The sequence below is a fragment of the Candidatus Limousia pullorum genome (assembly GCF_057405065.1).
The window spans coordinates 1,615,214-1,632,481 of the sequence record NZ_CM171614.1; the positions used below are offsets into that span (position 1 = coordinate 1,615,214).

Here is a 17,268-nt window from a genome sequence, read left to right on the forward strand (position 1 = left end):
GGGAGAATGAATCCGGAACGTGTTTGTTATGGCTGTTTCGCGGAAAAAGAACCGGGGATTCCATGCCCCCGATGCGGATTTAATGAGAACGACGAGCAACCCTATCTTGCGCTGCCCCTGGGTACGATCCTAAACGGGAGATATCTGGTAGGAAAGGTGCTTGGCATTGGCGGGTTCGGTATCACCTATCTGGGATACGACCTGACACTGGAGATCAAGGTTGCGATTAAAGAATATATGCCCTCCGCCCTGGCCACAAGGCATCCGGACCACTACAGTGTGGCGCTGACCGGACGGGTGGAGGAGGATTATCAGTACGGTATGGAGCGCTTTTTGGATGAAGCGAAGATCCTTGCCAAGCTGCAAAACACCCCGCATATCGTATCGGTGCAGAACTATTTCAAAGAGAACGGCACCGCATACTTTGTGATGGAGTACATAGACGGTATGAGCCTGAAAGCCTACCTGGCAAAAAACGGGGATAAGATCCCCTATAACCAGGCGATTGCCATTCTGCAGCCGATCATGGAAGCGCTGGTTCAGGTGCATGCGCTGAACCTCCTGCACCGGGACATCAGCCCGGACAATATCTATATCACATCCAAAGGCGAAAGCCGTCTGCTGGATTTCGGCGCGGCGCGGTTCGCACTGGGGGACGGCAAGAGCGTGTCGGTCATCTTAAAACATGGCTACGCGCCGGAGGAACAGTATTCCAGCCACGGCAATCAGGGACCGTGGACGGATGTTTACGCCATGGGCGCTACCCTGTACCGCTGCATTACCGGGCAGCTTCCGCCAGATTCGGTGGAACGGATCCATGGGGATACCATGAAAAGGCCGTCGGAGCTGGGGTTCCGTATTCCGGCTAATGTGGAAAACGCCATCATGAAAGCGTTGGCGGTAAAAACCGAGGATCGTTTCCCCAATATGGAGGCATTCATCGGGGCACTGAACGGGCGCGTTTCCGTACAGGATCAGGTGGCGGCCAGCATTAGCCAGCGCACCCAGGCTACCGCTTACAGGCAGGAAGGCTACGGGCAGACTGCCTATCAGCAGCCCGCCTATAACGGCGGGGGTGCTGCGGCAGGAAAGCCCTCTGCGTTCTCCCGGTTCCTTTCCTATATGAAAGCCAATCCGGTGGTTGCCTGGGTTTCCGGCGGTGGGCTGCTGGCGGTGATCGCCCTTTGTATTATCCTTCCTATCGCGCTTTCCGGCGGAGGGGAAAAAAGGCCGACAGGAGGGGGCGGCGGTGGGAATACGCCTGTCATCAGCCAACCGCAGACGAGTAATCCGGAACCGACAACAGACCCAGAGCCTACTACAGAACCTCCAGCGGAAATGGTGGCGCAGGATCTTGGCATCCTCAACGCTACGATTGAGATCCCGTCGGATTATACGAGGGTTGAGGAGGAGACGATTTTTATCAATGAGGCTAAAGGCTGCGGTATGATGATGGATTATCTTTGGAACATTGACGGACCCATCTACTCCCTTGCCGATGTGGAATCCCAGAGAGAAGCTATTGCCGCCAACCTGATGCAGAACCTGTTTGAAGTTTCGGATTATCAGATCCTTGCTGCCGGACCCGATCAGGTGGGAAGCGCAGGCGCCTATCAAATCTATCTTGAAGGCACCGACAGCGAAGGCGTCTCCAACGAAGTGGTCATTATGGCGGTGGAGGGGTATGATTTCGGCTGTTATTTCATCATCACGAGCTATCCCAAGGGGGACAAAGCCGCCGAAGCGGAAATCCATTCCATTATCCAGTCCTTTAAGAGCAACGGTGCGCCGGAGACAACGTACAAGATGTACTATGGCTCTAAGAGCGGCGTCAAGGTGATTGTGGACGATGCCGTGGCAGCAGGACGCGTGATGGACACGACTGTTAACCTGGGAGAGGCCGGAGCGGCGGCCGAATTGGTTATTTACCCAACGGACGCGGCAATGGAAGCCGGCTTTGGGAGCGCTACGCCGGACAGCGGGATTGTGGAAATAGGGAATGCCGGCCAGCTGGGAATGAGCAGCCCGGAGGAGGTCTTGCAGTTTCAGAGAGACGTGGCGTCTAGCGCAGGCGTTTCCGTAGGTGAAACATACACGTCGCAGTTGGGCGGTGTGGAATGGCTGTGCATGGATTGGACCATGAATGAATTTACGTTCAGTGTTGCCTCCGCCATGATCGACGGCAAGTGTTACGCTGTTAGCTGCATGTTCAACAGCTCCAACAAAGATGCGGTTGTCGCTTTGTATCAACAGGCCATGGCGTCCGTCCGTGCATGGGAGGGATAACCAGCATGGAAGATCTTATTCTAATTCTCGTTCTGAGCGGCATCGGCCTTGTCACGCTTCTGGTTTCCGTCTGGCTGTTCTACAGGAAGAAAAGAAAAACGACGGAGAAGAAGAGAGCCTGCACGGCGGAATGCCGGGCGGCCATTGTGGACGTGGGAAACTATCACGCCAGAAACAAGCACCGCATGCTGAAAGCCGCAGGGGGTGTTTCCGCGGCGCACTTTCTGAGCGGAGCGGGCGGCACGGGAAGGCGGGCGGCCTCCCTCGGGGTGAAGATGGCGATGCTGGGACTCTATTATTATCCCGTGTACCGGTATACCTACCGGGGTGAGACCTATGAACAGATCGGCAATGTCCCGGCAATGGAGGAACAGGCCCGGAAAAAGGTGGGAACGGAGCTTACGCTTTTTATCGATCCGGCCAAACCTACCAGCTTTTACTGCCTGGAGGAGGAAAAGGATTACTTTCAGCAGCGCCTTGCCTACCTGATCGTCGCTCTTCTCGTCATTGCGGTTTTGATTATGATTGGAGTCATGTGGCTAACAATATAGCTTCAGCGCCTGCCGCAGCGAAACCTGCGGCAGGCGGTTTCCCTAAAAAAGATTGGTGCGGGCGGAAAGGAGGGGGACGTATGAATTTTGCAGAGGATATTGCGTTGATTCTGATTGTATGCGCGATAACATATCCGCTTTACGCGTTATTTTTCGTGCTTGCCCACTTTTACAAGAAAAAGACGCAGAGAGGGAGCGGCTGCACGGTTTTTCTAAAAGCGACCGTCATCGAACCGCTGAGGATTCGGATCAAGCATTCCTACCATTATTTTATGATATACCAATACGAGTATATGGGCTGCGTCTATCAAAAAAACACCGGCATCGATTTGGCCTATCATCAGGCGCAGAAGAAGATCGGAACTGAGGTGGAGATTTACATTGACCCATCTGATCCGGAAAAATACTTCTGTCCCGCCGATGTCAAGATGTATCGGATGACTCAGATCTGCCTTCTGTGCGTCGGGTGGCTTATGATTGTGGGAACGCCCATCGCCTGTTTTTTATTAGAGTATTTTTATTAGAGTTATAGATTGCGACGATCCAAGACGCTGGGGCCGTATTCTGTTCGGTTTGTCTGGAGGAAAGGGAGAAACAGCCCTTGATTGAGGAGATGATGAAGGTCTTTCCGTTCATTCTGGAAGAGCAGGGCCTGATCGCACTGATGGCGCTGGTTTTTCTGCCGCTGGCAGACTTTCTGCTGCGGCGGGGGAAAGGCCAGGCCGGAAACAAAGAGAAGAGGAGAAAAACATGAACTTGGAACATATCTGCTATGGCTGCTTTCAGGAAAAGCCGGACGGTTTCCCTGTATGCCCTCACTGCGGGTTTAATGCGGAGGAGGAACAGCCGTTTCTGGCGCTGCCCATGGGAACGCTGCTGAACGGCCGCTACATGACCGGAAAGGTTCTGGGCGTGGGCGGGTTCGGCATCACCTATCTGGGCTATGACCTGACGCTGGAGATTAAGGTAGCCGTCAAGGAGTATATGCCCTCCGGTCTTGCTACCCGGCATTCCGATAAGTACAGCGTGGCGCTGACCGGCCGGGGCCAGGAGGACTATCAAAACGGCATGGAGCGCTTTTTAGAGGAAGCGCGGATCCTTGCCAAACTGCAGAATACGCCGAACATCGTGTCAGTGCAGAATTATTTTAAGGAAAACAACACGGCCTATTTCGTGATGGAATATATCGACGGCATGAGCCTGAAGGCATACGTTGCATCCCAGGGCGGGAAGATTCCCTATGACCAGGCGCTGACCATCCTGATGCCGGTGATGCAGGCGTTGACGCAGGTTCATGCCCTGAACCTGACCCACCGGGATATCAGCCCGGACAACATCTCCATTACCTCCAAGGGAGAGAGCAAGCTGCTGGATTTCGGCGCGGCCCGGTTTTCTATCGGAGATGAAAAAAGCGTGTCGGTCATCCTGAAACATGGCTACGCGCCGGAGGAGCAGTATTCCAGTAAGGGGAACCAGGGGCCGTGGACGGATGTATACGCCATGGGCGCCACCCTGTACCGCTGCGTGACCGGGGAGCTGCCGCCGGATTCCATCATGCGGGTCCATAACGATACGCTGAAAAAGCCCTCGGAACTGGGCGTTCCCCTGCCTCCGCAGGTGGAACAGGCGATCATGAAGGCGCTCGCGGTAAAAGCGGAGGATCGTTTCTCCACCATGGAGGCCTTTATTGAAGGGATTACCGGGAAAACCCCGGCGTCTTTCCATCACCGTACCATGGCTGTGCCATCCGGTCAAACGGCTGCAGGTTCCGATGGAAAGCCGGGGCTTTGGACCAGATTCCGGCGGAGCCATATCGGGGTACAGATCACGGCGCTGGTGCTGTGCGTTGCTGTGCTGGGTCTGGGCGTCTGGGGAGCAGTAGCGGGGATCGGTGCGCTGACCGGCGGGAAAGCAGAGCCGGGTTCTTCTGACGGGCCATCCGGCACTCCTTTCGATATAACAGTGCAGGAACCCGAGGGCGTAGACGATGTCGCCTTGCAGGACTACGCTCAGGAGTATCTGAATATCACCATGGGGATCCCCCAGGGGTATGCAGAAACAGAGTCCGGCAGCGGAGCTTTTGCTTCATCGGATGGGAGCGCTACCCTGCAGGTGGGATTTTACGATAAGGCCGCCGGTTTTCCGGTGTATACCCTTTCTGATGTGGAGGAGAACGCGGAGAAATATGTCCAGTATTATATCGGCCTGCTGGAGAGCACCAATATCACAAAGCATGAGATCCTCAGCCGGGGTTACCGGGAGGGCAGTTCTTTGGACACCTACTTGATCCAGTTTTCTGCTACCGAAAGCGGAGGCACAACCATGGAATTTTTGGCGGCGTTCATCGAATGCCAGAATGGGTTTGGCTGCTACAATCTTATCGGCTCCTATCCTCAGGGGGATGAGAAGGCGCAGGCGGAAATCTTTGCAGCAATGGATTCCTTCCGAAGCAACGGTCCGGCGGGCACAATTTACCAGCGATTTTATGATGAAAATCTCCCGTTTCAATTCCTCTATTGGGAGGACGAGAGCGAGATTCAGTTTACTGTGCTCGGAGAAAGCCGGCTAAGGATGGAGAAAAGTACGGCTGCGGTTGGTGTGGAAGTGCAAAGTCAGCAGATAAGCGATACTTTCAATAAGGAAATCTGGATGGATGGTATTGCGGAAGTACTGGTCAAAGAATCTTTTCAACCGCGAAAAGAACGTTGGCAATACAAGAGCGGCGGAATTGACTGGATTGTTGATGAGTACACCTATACTGAATATGACGCCTATCTCAGCGTTTACGGCGGCGAGTACGGCGGCTTGGTGTTTGTGATTCTTATCGGTGCAGCAACAGAAGACGAGCTTTTCGACGGAATGCTGTTGGATGTGACCAATACGATTCGACCTGTGAAATAGATGACAGCCCCGTTTCCGGGGGAAAGGAGAAAAAAGTGCTGAGTCTAAAAAGAAATGTCAACTGTCCCCGCCGCATGGCTGTGTACGCCGTCTTTGACGTGCTGGACCGGATGGGCTGCCAATACGAGCAGGCGCTGGTCGGCGATATCAAGGCGGAGGCGAAGGTGCTGGGGCATACCAGTGAGTACGCCTTTGCCGTGACGGAACAGACCATCAACACATCGATCCTCCATGTTTCCATGCTCCGTCCGGCAAGCGGCCTGAGTGAGGAGGAAAAACAGCTGGCAGTACGTTATCTGGCAGACAGCGTACTGCAGCATATCGATGAAGTACAGGCTTTAGAATGAGGAGGAAGACGAGATGGCAAATGAATCGAGAGTATTCCGGCTGCCTGCCGGCATGAGTACCCAGGTGGTGGCAAACGCGGTGGAGGCGTTCCTTTCATCCGCTAAGGGGATGGAGGTACAGAGTGCCGAAACCACAGAAGGCTATGTGGTGCAGGGCCGTCAGGAAAAAGACGGCTGGAAGACCATTGCCGGCATGAGGATGGCTACGACGGTGCAGATGATCCGGATGGATGACAACTTAAACGTCACCGTGGGTCAGGGCGAATGGTCGGATAAGATCGGCGCCGGCGCGCTGGGATGGTTTATCGCATGGCCGCTGGCGGTGACTGCCGGTGTGGGCGCCTACAAGCAGAAAAAGCTGCCGGAAGAGATTTTCCAGGTGATTGAGCAGTGCATCGTCTCCGGCGGCCGCTCGGTGGTGGTGCGAAACGCCGGGGCGGAACTGAACGCGGGTATGGTGGTTTGCCCCGCCTGCAAAACCCAGTGTGCGGCCGGCGCCAAATTCTGCAACAACTGCGGGGCGAAGCTGGAAAACAAATGCCCCCAGTGCGGGGCGGAGATACCGCCCGGAAGCCGCTTCTGCGGAGCATGCGGAGCACCGCTTTCCTCGCAGGGCGCTCCGGTGCGATAAAGGGAGGAGATTGCGTATGCGCAGGGAAAAAACCGCCGGGGCGGCAAAAAGGCGCATGGCTTTTCAGTATGCTGCTGGCGGTATGCCTGATGATCGCGGCCCTTCCCCTGTCAGTTTCGGCGGCGGGGGAATATGTGCCAGGGAACCCCCGCTGGTCGGGCTACCAAAACCAGGTGCAGTGGGGCCGGCCGGCAGGAGCGGCCTCCGGCGATAGCTTTGAATACGAGGCACAGCTGCTGCTGGGCGACGATGTGGTCGAGTCCAAGGCAGTGGAAATCGACACCTATTTGTTTTTCACAAACGATGTGGTGACGCGGCCGCAGGAGGAGTACACCATACGGGTGCGTGCCAGATGGATCATGATCGTGGGCGACCCGGACGGCCAGTATATGGTGGCGGACGTCGGAGAAGCCGAACCGCCCCATGAGCACAGCTATACCCAAAAGCACGACGCGGCACAGCACTGGCAGGCGTGCTCCTGCGGCGAAAGGCTGAATGTGGCCAAGCACAGTTACGGCGATTGGAGAGAGACAAAGCCGGCCACCGAAACCGAGGCTGGTTCCAGAGAGCGTGACTGCACGGTCTGCGACTATGTGCAGACCGAAACCATTCCAATGCTTGAACATGAGCACAGCTACGGCGACTGGCAGAAGGATGAAACCCAGCACTGGAAGGAATGCCGCTGCGGCGAGAAAACTGAAGTGGGCAACCATACTTTCGGTGATTGGACGATAACAAAGGAGCCTACCACAACCGAAACAGGTTCCAGAGAACGTACCTGCTCCATCTGCAAATATACGCAGGAAGAGACGATTCCGGTTCATGAACACAGCATCCATGATGAAGCATGGAAATATGACGATACCGAGCACTGGCAGGAATGCTCCTGCGGCGAAAGGTTGAATGTGGCCACCCATACCTACGGCGATTGGAAAGTAACCAAAGAGGCCACCGAGACCGAAGAAGGTTCCAGAGAGCGCGGCTGTGCGGTCTGTGAATATGTGCAGACTGAAGCCATCCCTGCAGCGGGAACCGGCAGCCCCCAGACTGGGGACAGCAGCGATATGGCGCTGTGGATCAGCCTGATGATGGCCTCCTGCGGCGGCGTGCTGGGGATGCTGTTCTACAGGCGGAAAAAGGCGGTGGCCGGGAAATAAGGCTGAGTAATAAACAAAACCGGCAAAAGCGCCTGCGGGCGGGCTTCGTGCAAAATCCACAGCCCGCCCCGGCGCAGCCGGTATTTTTTCAAGAAGGGATATCCCTTCTATCCTTTGGTGGATACCAAAGGATAAGCAATCTTGTTTGACAAGGAGGAGAAACCAAATGCAAGCAAAAAAGAAACTGACGGCGTTGCTGCTTTCCCTGTGTATGGTGTTGGGAGTGCTGCCCATGACCGCTTTTGCGGCGGGTGCGCCGGCTGCTCCGGGAGATTTAAAGCGGGAGTGGACAAACAGCGGTTTGAAAGTCAGCTGGAGCCAGCCGGAACCCATCGGAGAGCTGGAGATCTTTGAGTATGAAGTGTCCCTTTTCGTCGATGAGAATCTAAAGGAGAAAGAAACGGTTCGCCAGGCTACTGACTATACCTTTAAAACGTTTGGGGATTTAACAGAACCCACAAACTTTCGCGTGGAGGTGAAAGCGCGGGAGGCTATTTCCGGCACCGGCGATCGGGGCAATCCGGCGAGCTTTGATGTGACGGAATGGACTGAGTGGAGCAGCGCGAGCAAAGAGACATTCGTTGAAGACGACTCAATTAAAGTCAACACGGAGATCATTAAGCATTATACGGGAGTTGTAGATGTGGCTTTGCCCGGCAGCGACCAGAAGCTATATAAGGAGGGCATAGAAGCTGCAGATGATGCTGATATAGAAGCCATAATGGATCTGCTCTATGCCTATTTCGAGGAGAATAAGGCAACGGTTCCTGAGCTGGCGGATGTCGCAAAAGCAGACCTGACGACGGAAATGGTTTTGACCAGGATCGAATCGTCGAGAACAGTAGGGTCTATAAACACTGAGGGTGAGGGAAGACCTGTGGTAGTGGTACATGAGGTGGTGGATAAATATTACGATCTCAGGCTGGTATACAAAGAGCAACACGAGCATGTCTGGGCGGAAGACTGGACCAGCGACGGCACATATCACTGGAAAGCCTGCACGGCAGAGGGCTGCGCCGAAAAAGACCAGTACGGAGTGCATCAGATAGCAAACGGGGTTTGTACGGTGTGCAAGGCTGAAGTAGAAACATCCGGGGTACAGACGTATGCGGTAAAGGTGAACGGCATCACCGTCACCAGCGCCAACGCCAGCGACATTCTGGGTGATGCCGACGGTGACGGCGCCACGGCGTACTATGATCCGGCGGCCAACACCTTGACACTGGATAACGCCCAGCTGACATCCAGCGGCTTCGGCGCTGTATGGGCGCAGGAAGAGAACTTTACCCTTGTGCTGAAAGGTGAGAATCAGATTACCGGAGAAGGGGACTTCTCTCACTCCGCGGTTTATTCCCACGGGGCTATGACGGTCAAAGGAAACGGAAGCCTGACCACCAGCGGCACCTATTTCGGCCTGTTTGGCAACAATACCATTACCATTGAAGACGGGGCGTCTGTAGATCTTACCGTTGACTTTTCCAGCGACGAGCAGGATCAGCCATATGCCGCAGTCAGAGCAATCGGCGGACTGACGGTGGACGGCGCGACGCTGAATGCGAAGAACAATGCAACTCAGGATGCCAGTTTCGGCACTCCGGGCATTAATACTGACCTTACGGCGATTAACGGAGCGAAGGTGAATATTTCTTCCGTAAACGATCACGGCATCTGCGGTGATGTCATCGTCAGCGGAGCCGGAACCGTAGTAAATGCCTCTTCTGCAAGCGGCGAGCACTATGGTATCTTTGCTGGCCAGGAAGATATCTTTGGTGAATTGGGCGGCGATCAGAAGGGGATCTTCACCATCTCCGACGGAGCGGTTGTCACTGCCAGCGGCGGAAAGGGCGCCATGCGCTGGAAACCTGACTTATCTGGCTACACCGATCCTGTTGTAGCGGCCGGTGATTCTGCTGCGGCTGAGGAAATTATTGGCGATCCTGCCGGCACAGAGTATCAGAACGAAAAATATGTGCAGGTTCGTTCCTCTTTGGAGCCGGTTGAACCCACTGAGCCAACGGATCCTACTGACCCAACGGATCCTACTGACCCAACGGATCCTACTGACCCGACCACTCCTACCGACCCGACTGAGCCAACCGATCCAGCCAAGCCCGAACAGCAGGGCAAGCCTTCTGGGCAAACAGAAAGCCCGCAGACCGGCGACAGCAGCGATATGGCGCTGTGGATCGGCCTGATGCTGGCCTCCTGCGGCGTGCTGGGAATGCTGTTCTACAGGCGGAAAAAGGCGGCGGCCGGGAAATAAGGCTGATTAACTGAAACGAAACCGGCAAAAGCGTCTGCAGGCGGGCTGGGTGCAAAGGCTACACCCAGCCCGTTTTGACAGCCGGCAGAAGGAGACAGAATGGCTCATGAAAAAAGTGGCGAAGCAGGCCAGATGGTCAAAAAACAGAATGCTTAGTTCTCTGGAAACCATGGCGATATAGCCTAAACCCGGCAGTAACGAGCTTCGCTCTTAGGAGTGATCTACAGCTTCTTCTTTATACATTCGGGTTTACATTCTATAAAAGAGCTTGCCATGAACCCCCATTACATCCATGACACCTCTTCTTATCCCTTCATAAATTTGTATGCGCGCAAGCGGACCATAGCGTCTGTTGGCGCGCATTTTGTTATATATGCGGCTTTTCCATAGGATGCCGTAGTCCGCCCAATCAATCGTTTTGGCTCATTCAAAAAAACGGTTGATTGGAGGATATGAAAATGGATGACAGACATCCCAAGAGAAGAAAGGACAAGTATAATCCCTATACCCTGTCATTGGTCGATGGGAAATGCTACCTCTCGTTTAAAGACGGCCAGGGGTTCCCGCACAAGTTGGAACTGGATGTAAAGCTCTATGCGCTGTTTGACCGGTTTGACTTGGACGATCTCTCCTTCCTCAATGAGCAGGAGAGGCATCTGGATCAGACCGAGCTGAGCGAGGCTCTCTTAAGCCGCCGTGTGCCGGAGAATCAGGCCACAGTGGAAGACGCTGTTTATGAATCCCTACAGACACAGGCACTTCGAGAAGGAATCAGGCGGCTGCCGGAAATCCAGAAAAGAAGGCTGCAGATGTATTTCTTTGATGGACTCACCTACGAAGAAATTGCGGAACGGGAAAGATGCAGCTATCAAACGGTACAGAAGTCCGTGAGTGCGGCGCTGAAAAAAATTCGGGAATTTCTGAAATAGGGGTTTGTGTTTTGTCTTGGAAGTGAGGTTATAGGTGAAGGGGTCAATCTCCTTCGCCTGTTTCCCCGTGACAAGGGAACGGGCTTTGCTCTTTGACAATTTCATAGTACAGCGCATTTTCTACTTTCCCTCTGCTGTCCCCGAAAGGGACAAGCTACAGGAGCACAAGCCCGGATGGCCAACCGATACAGGAAACCTCCAAGGCCGGCAAAGCTCCGACGCTGCGGCGCACCCGCAGCGAGGGCCATGAAAGGCAGAGGCATTAAAGATACTTCCGTCCAGTCGACAGGCCGAGCGTGAAGCGGCGTCAACCGTGATCCGTCGCAGCCAACGAGGGCGGCTCTGTGAGAACCACAGGGTGGTGAGATTCCAATGAGGCCAAATGCATGGCCGGGAAATGCGTTCCCGTGTACCGAGGGGGTCGTGGACAAGTATCGGTAAAGGGTCAAAACGATTGATATCACAGGCGGCGGTCTGCCCTAAAACGGATCGCCGCCTTTCTACATAGGGAGAGGAGGATGAAGTTTGAAACGGAAGGAACAAACCATCGTAGAGAAGGAAATCCCTGGCAGAGAGCATGCCGGGTACGCATATATCTATCCGCTGGACGGCGGAGCCAGGCAGGAATATGTCCTGGAGATGACGCCGGAAAATATCGCCAACTTTATTGGCGCCCATCAGTACGATGCAGAGAAGATCATCCTGACCGACATGCTGGACAACCTGATTCTGGATACTGCGGGCGGGTTCATTATGAACTGCCCAGACCAGATCCTGTGCGGCAGAGTCCTGCCCCTGCTGGCGCCGATCCAGATGGGGCGGCGCAGGGCAAAAGAGATCCCCGTAGTCAGCAGGGCGGCGTTTGAGGCGTATGCTCCCCAGAAGGACAAGCCTGGCGCACAGTAGCGAGGTGGCGCATATGGAGATCAGGCGAGGGGACATTTACTATGCGGACCTGACCCCTGTGGTCGGATGCGAACAGGGCGGCCGGCGCCCGGTGCTGGTCATACAAAACGATGTGGGCAACCATCACGGTTCCACGGTCATCGTCGCTGCCATTACCAGCAGAAGAAGAAGAAGAAGAAAACGGAGGCTGCCCACCCATATCGGGCTGCCCAGGCTGCCCACAGGGCTGAGGACTGCGTCCTTTGCTATGCTGGAACAGGTGCGGACCATTGACCGCATGCGCCTGGGCGCATATATCGGCAGGCTGGACGGGGAGAGGATGGCCGCTGTGGACCGGGCAATCCTGATCAGCTTCGGATTGGACGGGCTTGTTGGTTATGATGGGAAAAACGCTGAAAAATAGGGCGTTTTTATCGGTTGTTTTCCTGGATATGTTCGAAAAGATAGTATATACTGTGTATGCAGTCGAAGGAAAGGAGTGAGGCGGATGAACCGGTATTGGATCAGGATCAGCGTAGACGGCAAACGGAAGCTGTACTACATCGAAGACCAGGAAAACTACGATATCGTTCTCCTGCCGAGCAAGTACCTGAAGCATAAGGCGGACGCCAACCGGTCGCCAAACACGGTCAGACGGCTCGCCCTTTCGATCTGCTACTACCTGAACTATCTGGATCAGACCGGGACCGAGCTATTGCAAGTGGCAAAAAAGAGCTTTGAGGAACAGAGCAGCCACTTCGGGCAGTTCCTCTATTGGCTGGTGGAGGGACGGCATATCACAGACAATCGAACAGCGAAGACGGGAAATGGAACCTGCAACGCATACCTCAAGGATGTGTTCGGGTTCTTTTTATATCTGGCGGATAACGGATATACGGAACCCCTGCGGGTGCTGGCTTACAACCAGATCACCGTATCCAATGCGGTAGGGGTCAAACGGACGATCCGTTCCAAGTCTTTCAAGGGGTACCTGAAGGAAAAGGACCGGAATGTGCGGGCGGCGCAAGAGCCGGAGATCATCGATATCCTCCGGGCCTGTACCAACCTCCGGGATCAGCTGCTGCTCCTGCTGCTGGCAGAGACCGGATTTCGGATCGGCGAGATCCTGGGTGTGGATTATACCAAGGATATCGATTATGAGAAGCAGGTCCTCAAGGTGTACTTCCGGGACGACAACGACAACGAAGCCCGAGCCAAGAATGCGGAATACCGCTCAGCGAAGATCAGCAGGGAAACCTTCGAGTTCCTGCTGCATTATCTGGCGGAATACAGGAGGTTACTGCAGCGGCAGAGCCTCCTGTTTATTAATATCAGGGGAGAAACCGCTGGCAAACCCATGCGGGTGGAGAGCGTGTATGACATGCTGGACCGAATGGAGGAAAAAACCGGCATTAAGCTGACCCCGCACATGCTCCGCAGATATTATGCGGTGTCCAGACGGGACGCCGGCTGGGCGCTGGAGCTGATCCAGCTGGCCCTGGGACATAAGCATCTGGATACGACGGTCAAATATCTGGGCATCCTGGATAACCAGCTGATGACCGCAAGCCGGGAATTTTATGAAAAGCACTCGGATCTATATGGGATCAAGGATCTGCTGTAAGAGGAGGTGAACCGCTATGCCGACGGCTGCGCTCAGGCAGATAACAGCAAAACAGGATAATCAGGCGCTTCGAGCCAGATTGGAAGCGGAAGCCGCCAGGGTACAGATCAGCTATAAAGCCAGTGTGATCGACTTCATGGTCATGGAAGGGATCCAGGATTTCTCGGAGCTGGACTATGCAACAAGAAAAAGTTTTGAAGCCTACCTGGAAGGGCAAAGCGGTATGAAGCATATCCGCCATCACCTGCTGGCCTTTGACAAGCTCAAACAGCATGCGCTGAGCCAGGAGTTCCACATCCTGGAGGATGGAAAGGTCGCACGGCCGCGGTATGAGAATGGAATCCTCTACCTGCCATACCATCCAGACCCAAAGGTTTCGGCCATGTTCCGAAATTCCACAAGGAAAAACGAGCATGTCTGGGATTTTTCCAGAAATGCCCCGGAGAGGATGAAACGGCAAGTGTTCGACATCCTGCATTATGAGCTGGAGAACAGCACAAGCCCTGAAGGTAGGCGCGTCCACCTGTTGGGGCTGCGGGACCTGTATGACTTTTGTACGGAGCAGTGGATCGAGGATATCGAAGCCATGGAACTGCCGCAGATACAGGCGTTCCGTGAAATCCCCAGCAACCGGCTCACGGAAAGCAAGCGCCCTGGAATCATCAACTTCTGCCGAAGAGCGCTGTTCCTGCAAGCGGAGGAAATCAACTGGAACGCCCATGTATGGTATATGGAGCGGTTCCACATACAGCCAGAGCGGATGGATCCCGCAAACCCTGTGTTAAGCATCTCCTTTGTCGAAGTAACGCACCGCCGGAACCGGGAACTTCTCAAAAGATATATCCGGTATGGGCTTGGTATCACCAACCTGTCGGTCGGCGTGATCCGGGGGGAACTCATCTACCTGCGAAGCTTCCTGAATGATATCCAGCAGCCGGAAGATACCGATATCTGCTCTGTAACGCCGGCGCAGATGGAGGCGTACTTCCGGGTGCAGCGGCAGAGGGGGGTACAGGCGGAAACCTACAATAAGATCGTCATGAGCATCCTGCACTTCTTCAACCATCTGCGGGTACGGCAGCTCATCGGACAAATCCCCTTCGATGCGGACAGCTTACTGCAGAAGACGGTACTGAAGCATCATAACCGGAGCGTGGCACAGGAGGTCACAGAAGAAATCTTCTCCAAGCTCTATGCCTTCCCTGAAACCCTCCGGCTGATGTATCTGCATCTATGGGGTATAGGGTTACGGATCAGCGAGGTGTGTACCCTGAAAGGGAACGCCTACTACATACAGGGCGATGACGCCTGGATTCAGGTCTATCAGATCAAAATGCGCACTTACAAACGTATCCCAATTCCTGCGGCCCTGTATAAGCTGATGCGGGTATACCTGAAAAAGCACCACATAAAAGCGGGGGACTATGTGTTCCAAAACAGCAAAGGCGGCCCCTACCGGAGCGGAACCTTCCGCTACAATATGCTGAAATACTGCGAACGCAACGACATTCAGAACGGGGAATACATCTTCCGCTCCCACGATTACCGCCACACCATAGCGACCTGCTTCTATGACTCAGGCGTATCCCTGCAGAGTATCCGCGATTACCTCGGTCACGACTATGAGGAGATGACCGAGCAGTATATCGACTACATGCCCAAGAAGATCGAAAAAGCGAGTGAAGACTACTTCAGCCGGCACAGCCTGGCGTCATACATCAAGAGAGGTGAGGAAAAAGATGGATGAGAAAATATACCTGCGGCTGCTGTACGGAATGGAGGAAATACCGGATGGCCTGGCACGAATCATAGGACGCAACCCTTGTTACGACCTGGCAGGGCTGCCGTCGCCTAAACTAAAGGAAGAGATTGAAGGATTCATCCGATACCGCAGTACGCAGGTAAGCATCGGAAGAATGCAGGGCGACAAACAGTTCTACAATAAGGTGCGCAGGTTCCTGAAAGAATGTGCAACAGCAAAATCCAGCCTGCGGGATAAGGCTCCGGAAACCTGGGTCAAACAGTTCCGGACATGGATGTTCAAGGAACACATCCCATTGTATTATAGGAGCAGAGGACCCACCGGCAAAGAGAACATATCCAAGGCAAGAGAAATTGGATATTTTGAGCGAATGCTCAAGTTCACAGCAGTAGATGCCCGCCGGGAAGAAGAAAAGGATGTCTGGGAGCTGGACAAGCTGGAAATCGAACACAGAGAGAATCCAATCAAGCGGGTCAGAACGCTGAATTTTACGCGGATATCCCAAGATGGCATCCGACAGGAGCTGAAGAAAGGGATCTACCTGAACCTGCAGGGGGAAGCCATTGCCTGTGTACAGAAGGAATTAACGGCAGCCAGACGCCTGTCGAGATATCTGGCAGATCTATACCCACAGGTGCAGTCCTGCCGGGACCTGAACCGGGAGATCATAGAGGAATACCTGACCTACCTAAAGACGGAAGCTACAGGGACGAAACACTACCATGCAGATTTGAACCGGCTGCGCAGTCTGCTGGAAAGCACCGGCCAGATGTGCGATTATCCAAACCTGATCGGACTGTTCCTCACAAGGGACATTCCGCCAACGCCAAAGGCGGCTTTCAAGACCTATTCAGATGCGGAACTAAAGCGGCTGAACCGGGAGATCGTAAAGCTGGATGCGCAGACGGCACGGCTGATGATTATCCACCAGATGCTGGGGACGCGGATATCCGATACCCTGACCCTGACGCCGGATTGCCTGTCGGAACGGAACGGCGAGATTATCATCCGGATCCGGCAGATGAAAACCAAGCCCTATGAAAAGCCCATTAGTGCAGAGCTTGCGGCGCTGATCAAAAAGGCAATTGCTTACACCAAAGAGAAATATGGGGATACAACTTACATCTTCGTCGATGAGAAGAACCCCAGCCGGCCGATGCCATATACCACCGTACAGTTCCGGATTACGGACATGATCTATAAGAAAGAACTGCGGGATGACAACGGTGAGATCTTCGGCTTCGGGACCCATATCTACCGGCACTACTATGGGATGAAGCTGACCGAGATGCACCTGGACGACTGGACCATTGCCAAGCTGCTGGGGCACAGCAGCGTTCGAAATGTGAAGTATTACCGGAAGATGAGCAACCAGCTTCTCGCCGATGAGACGCGAAAGGCCAGACAAAGGCTCTCTGCGGTAATCCTGGATAACTTAGATGGATGGGAGGCAGAGTATGAACAAATACGACAAGATGATCGCCTGCAATAGGAAGGCCAGCGCCGAAAAGATTGACCTTGCCAGGAGAACCATCTTCGAGATGGTGGAGGAAGGCGAGAAGGTCACGATCCCCAAGCTGATCGCCAAGACGGGACTGTCGAGGGGGTTCTTCTACAAGAATCCGATGGTACGGCAAGCGCTGGACAAAGCGCTGGAGCAGCAGGTCGGGATGATCGACCCCAGGCGTTCGGTTCTGGATATGGCGATGGATAATGAGATCGTTGCCCTGCACGAAAGGATACGGGAACTGCAGCAGGAGAATCAGCGGCTGCGGGCAGAAAATGAAAAGATGCAGAAAGCATTAAGCAGGAGGAACGACAAGCTGCTCCGTAATTTATAATCGGATAATACATAGCTCATCGGAGCCGGAGGCGCCGGGGAGCATGGAAAGGAATGCACGGTTTGAATTGACTGTGCATTCCTTTTTTGCC

General features: G+C 54.2%; 16 protein-coding genes. All 16 read left to right on the forward strand.

Annotation, left to right across the window (positions count from 1 at the left end; genetic code table 11):
* Nucleotides 1-6 precede the first annotated feature (6 nt).
* The 16 genes from CGICJO_RS07305 to CGICJO_RS07380 all read left to right on the forward strand — a co-directional run bounded on the left by CGICJO_RS07305 (nucleotide 7) and on the right by CGICJO_RS07380 (nucleotide 17,177).
* Entirely contained in the window at nucleotides 7-2,286 is a 2,280-nt protein-coding gene (locus tag CGICJO_RS07305; RefSeq protein ID WP_486498386.1) for a serine/threonine protein kinase, read from the forward strand.
* 5 nt (nucleotides 2,287-2,291) lie between these two features.
* A complete protein-coding gene (locus CGICJO_RS07310; protein ID WP_486498387.1) occupies nucleotides 2,292-2,837 on the forward strand; it encodes a DUF3592 domain-containing protein in 546 nt (181 codons plus the stop codon).
* 80 nt (nucleotides 2,838-2,917) lie between these two features.
* A complete protein-coding gene (locus CGICJO_RS07315; RefSeq protein WP_087379603.1) occupies nucleotides 2,918-3,361 on the forward strand; it encodes a DUF3592 domain-containing protein in 444 nt (147 codons plus the stop codon).
* A gap of 77 nt (nucleotides 3,362-3,438) precedes the next feature.
* Nucleotides 3,439-3,591, forward strand: a complete 153-nt coding sequence (locus CGICJO_RS07320; protein ID WP_158096296.1) for a hypothetical protein — start codon at nucleotides 3,439-3,441, stop codon at nucleotides 3,589-3,591.
* Nucleotides 3,588-5,738, forward strand: coding sequence for a serine/threonine protein kinase (locus tag CGICJO_RS07325; RefSeq protein WP_087379600.1), 2,151 nt, complete (start codon nucleotides 3,588-3,590; stop codon nucleotides 5,736-5,738). The genes CGICJO_RS07320 and CGICJO_RS07325 overlap by 4 nt, the downstream gene beginning before the upstream one ends.
* A gap of 35 nt (nucleotides 5,739-5,773) precedes the next feature.
* Nucleotides 5,774-6,085 (forward strand): hypothetical protein, encoded by a 312-nt coding sequence (locus CGICJO_RS07330; RefSeq protein WP_087161955.1) that lies wholly within the window; start codon nucleotides 5,774-5,776, stop codon nucleotides 6,083-6,085.
* A 13-nt stretch (nucleotides 6,086-6,098) separates the two neighbouring features.
* Nucleotides 6,099-6,716, forward strand: a complete 618-nt coding sequence (locus tag CGICJO_RS07335) for a zinc ribbon domain-containing protein (RefSeq protein ID WP_087242500.1) — start codon at nucleotides 6,099-6,101, stop codon at nucleotides 6,714-6,716.
* Nucleotides 6,717-6,784: 68 nt separating this feature from the next.
* A complete protein-coding gene (locus CGICJO_RS07340; protein ID WP_486498388.1) occupies nucleotides 6,785-7,873 on the forward strand; it encodes a hypothetical protein in 1,089 nt (362 codons plus the stop codon).
* A 166-nt stretch (nucleotides 7,874-8,039) separates the two neighbouring features.
* Entirely contained in the window at nucleotides 8,040-10,136 is a 2,097-nt protein-coding gene (locus tag CGICJO_RS07345; protein ID WP_486498389.1) for an LPXTG cell wall anchor domain-containing protein, read from the forward strand.
* A 458-nt stretch (nucleotides 10,137-10,594) separates the two neighbouring features.
* Nucleotides 10,595-11,065 (forward strand): RNA polymerase sigma factor, encoded by a 471-nt coding sequence (locus tag CGICJO_RS07350; protein WP_486498390.1) that lies wholly within the window; start codon nucleotides 10,595-10,597, stop codon nucleotides 11,063-11,065.
* Between the two features lie 525 nt (nucleotides 11,066-11,590).
* Nucleotides 11,591-11,971 (forward strand): hypothetical protein, encoded by a 381-nt coding sequence (locus CGICJO_RS07355; RefSeq protein ID WP_242968449.1) that lies wholly within the window; start codon nucleotides 11,591-11,593, stop codon nucleotides 11,969-11,971.
* A 13-nt stretch (nucleotides 11,972-11,984) separates the two neighbouring features.
* On the forward strand, nucleotides 11,985-12,374 hold the full coding sequence (locus CGICJO_RS07360) for a type II toxin-antitoxin system PemK/MazF family toxin (protein WP_486498391.1): 390 nt from the start codon (nucleotides 11,985-11,987) through the stop codon (nucleotides 12,372-12,374).
* An 84-nt stretch (nucleotides 12,375-12,458) separates the two neighbouring features.
* Nucleotides 12,459-13,574: a site-specific integrase gene (locus CGICJO_RS07365; protein ID WP_486498392.1), complete on the forward strand. Its 1,116-nt coding sequence runs from the start codon at nucleotides 12,459-12,461 to the stop codon at nucleotides 13,572-13,574.
* 16 nt (nucleotides 13,575-13,590) lie between these two features.
* Nucleotides 13,591-15,321, forward strand: coding sequence for a tyrosine-type recombinase/integrase (locus CGICJO_RS07370; protein ID WP_486498393.1), 1,731 nt, complete (start codon nucleotides 13,591-13,593; stop codon nucleotides 15,319-15,321).
* Complete coding sequence (locus CGICJO_RS07375; protein WP_486498394.1) at nucleotides 15,314-16,828, forward strand: tyrosine-type recombinase/integrase; 1,515 nt, start codon at nucleotides 15,314-15,316, stop codon at nucleotides 16,826-16,828. The genes CGICJO_RS07370 and CGICJO_RS07375 overlap by 8 nt, the downstream gene beginning before the upstream one ends.
* Nucleotides 16,794-17,177, forward strand: coding sequence for a DUF6262 family protein (locus tag CGICJO_RS07380; RefSeq protein ID WP_486498395.1), 384 nt, complete (start codon nucleotides 16,794-16,796; stop codon nucleotides 17,175-17,177). The genes CGICJO_RS07375 and CGICJO_RS07380 overlap by 35 nt, the downstream gene beginning before the upstream one ends.
* The last annotated feature ends 91 nt before the right edge of the window (nucleotides 17,178-17,268 follow it).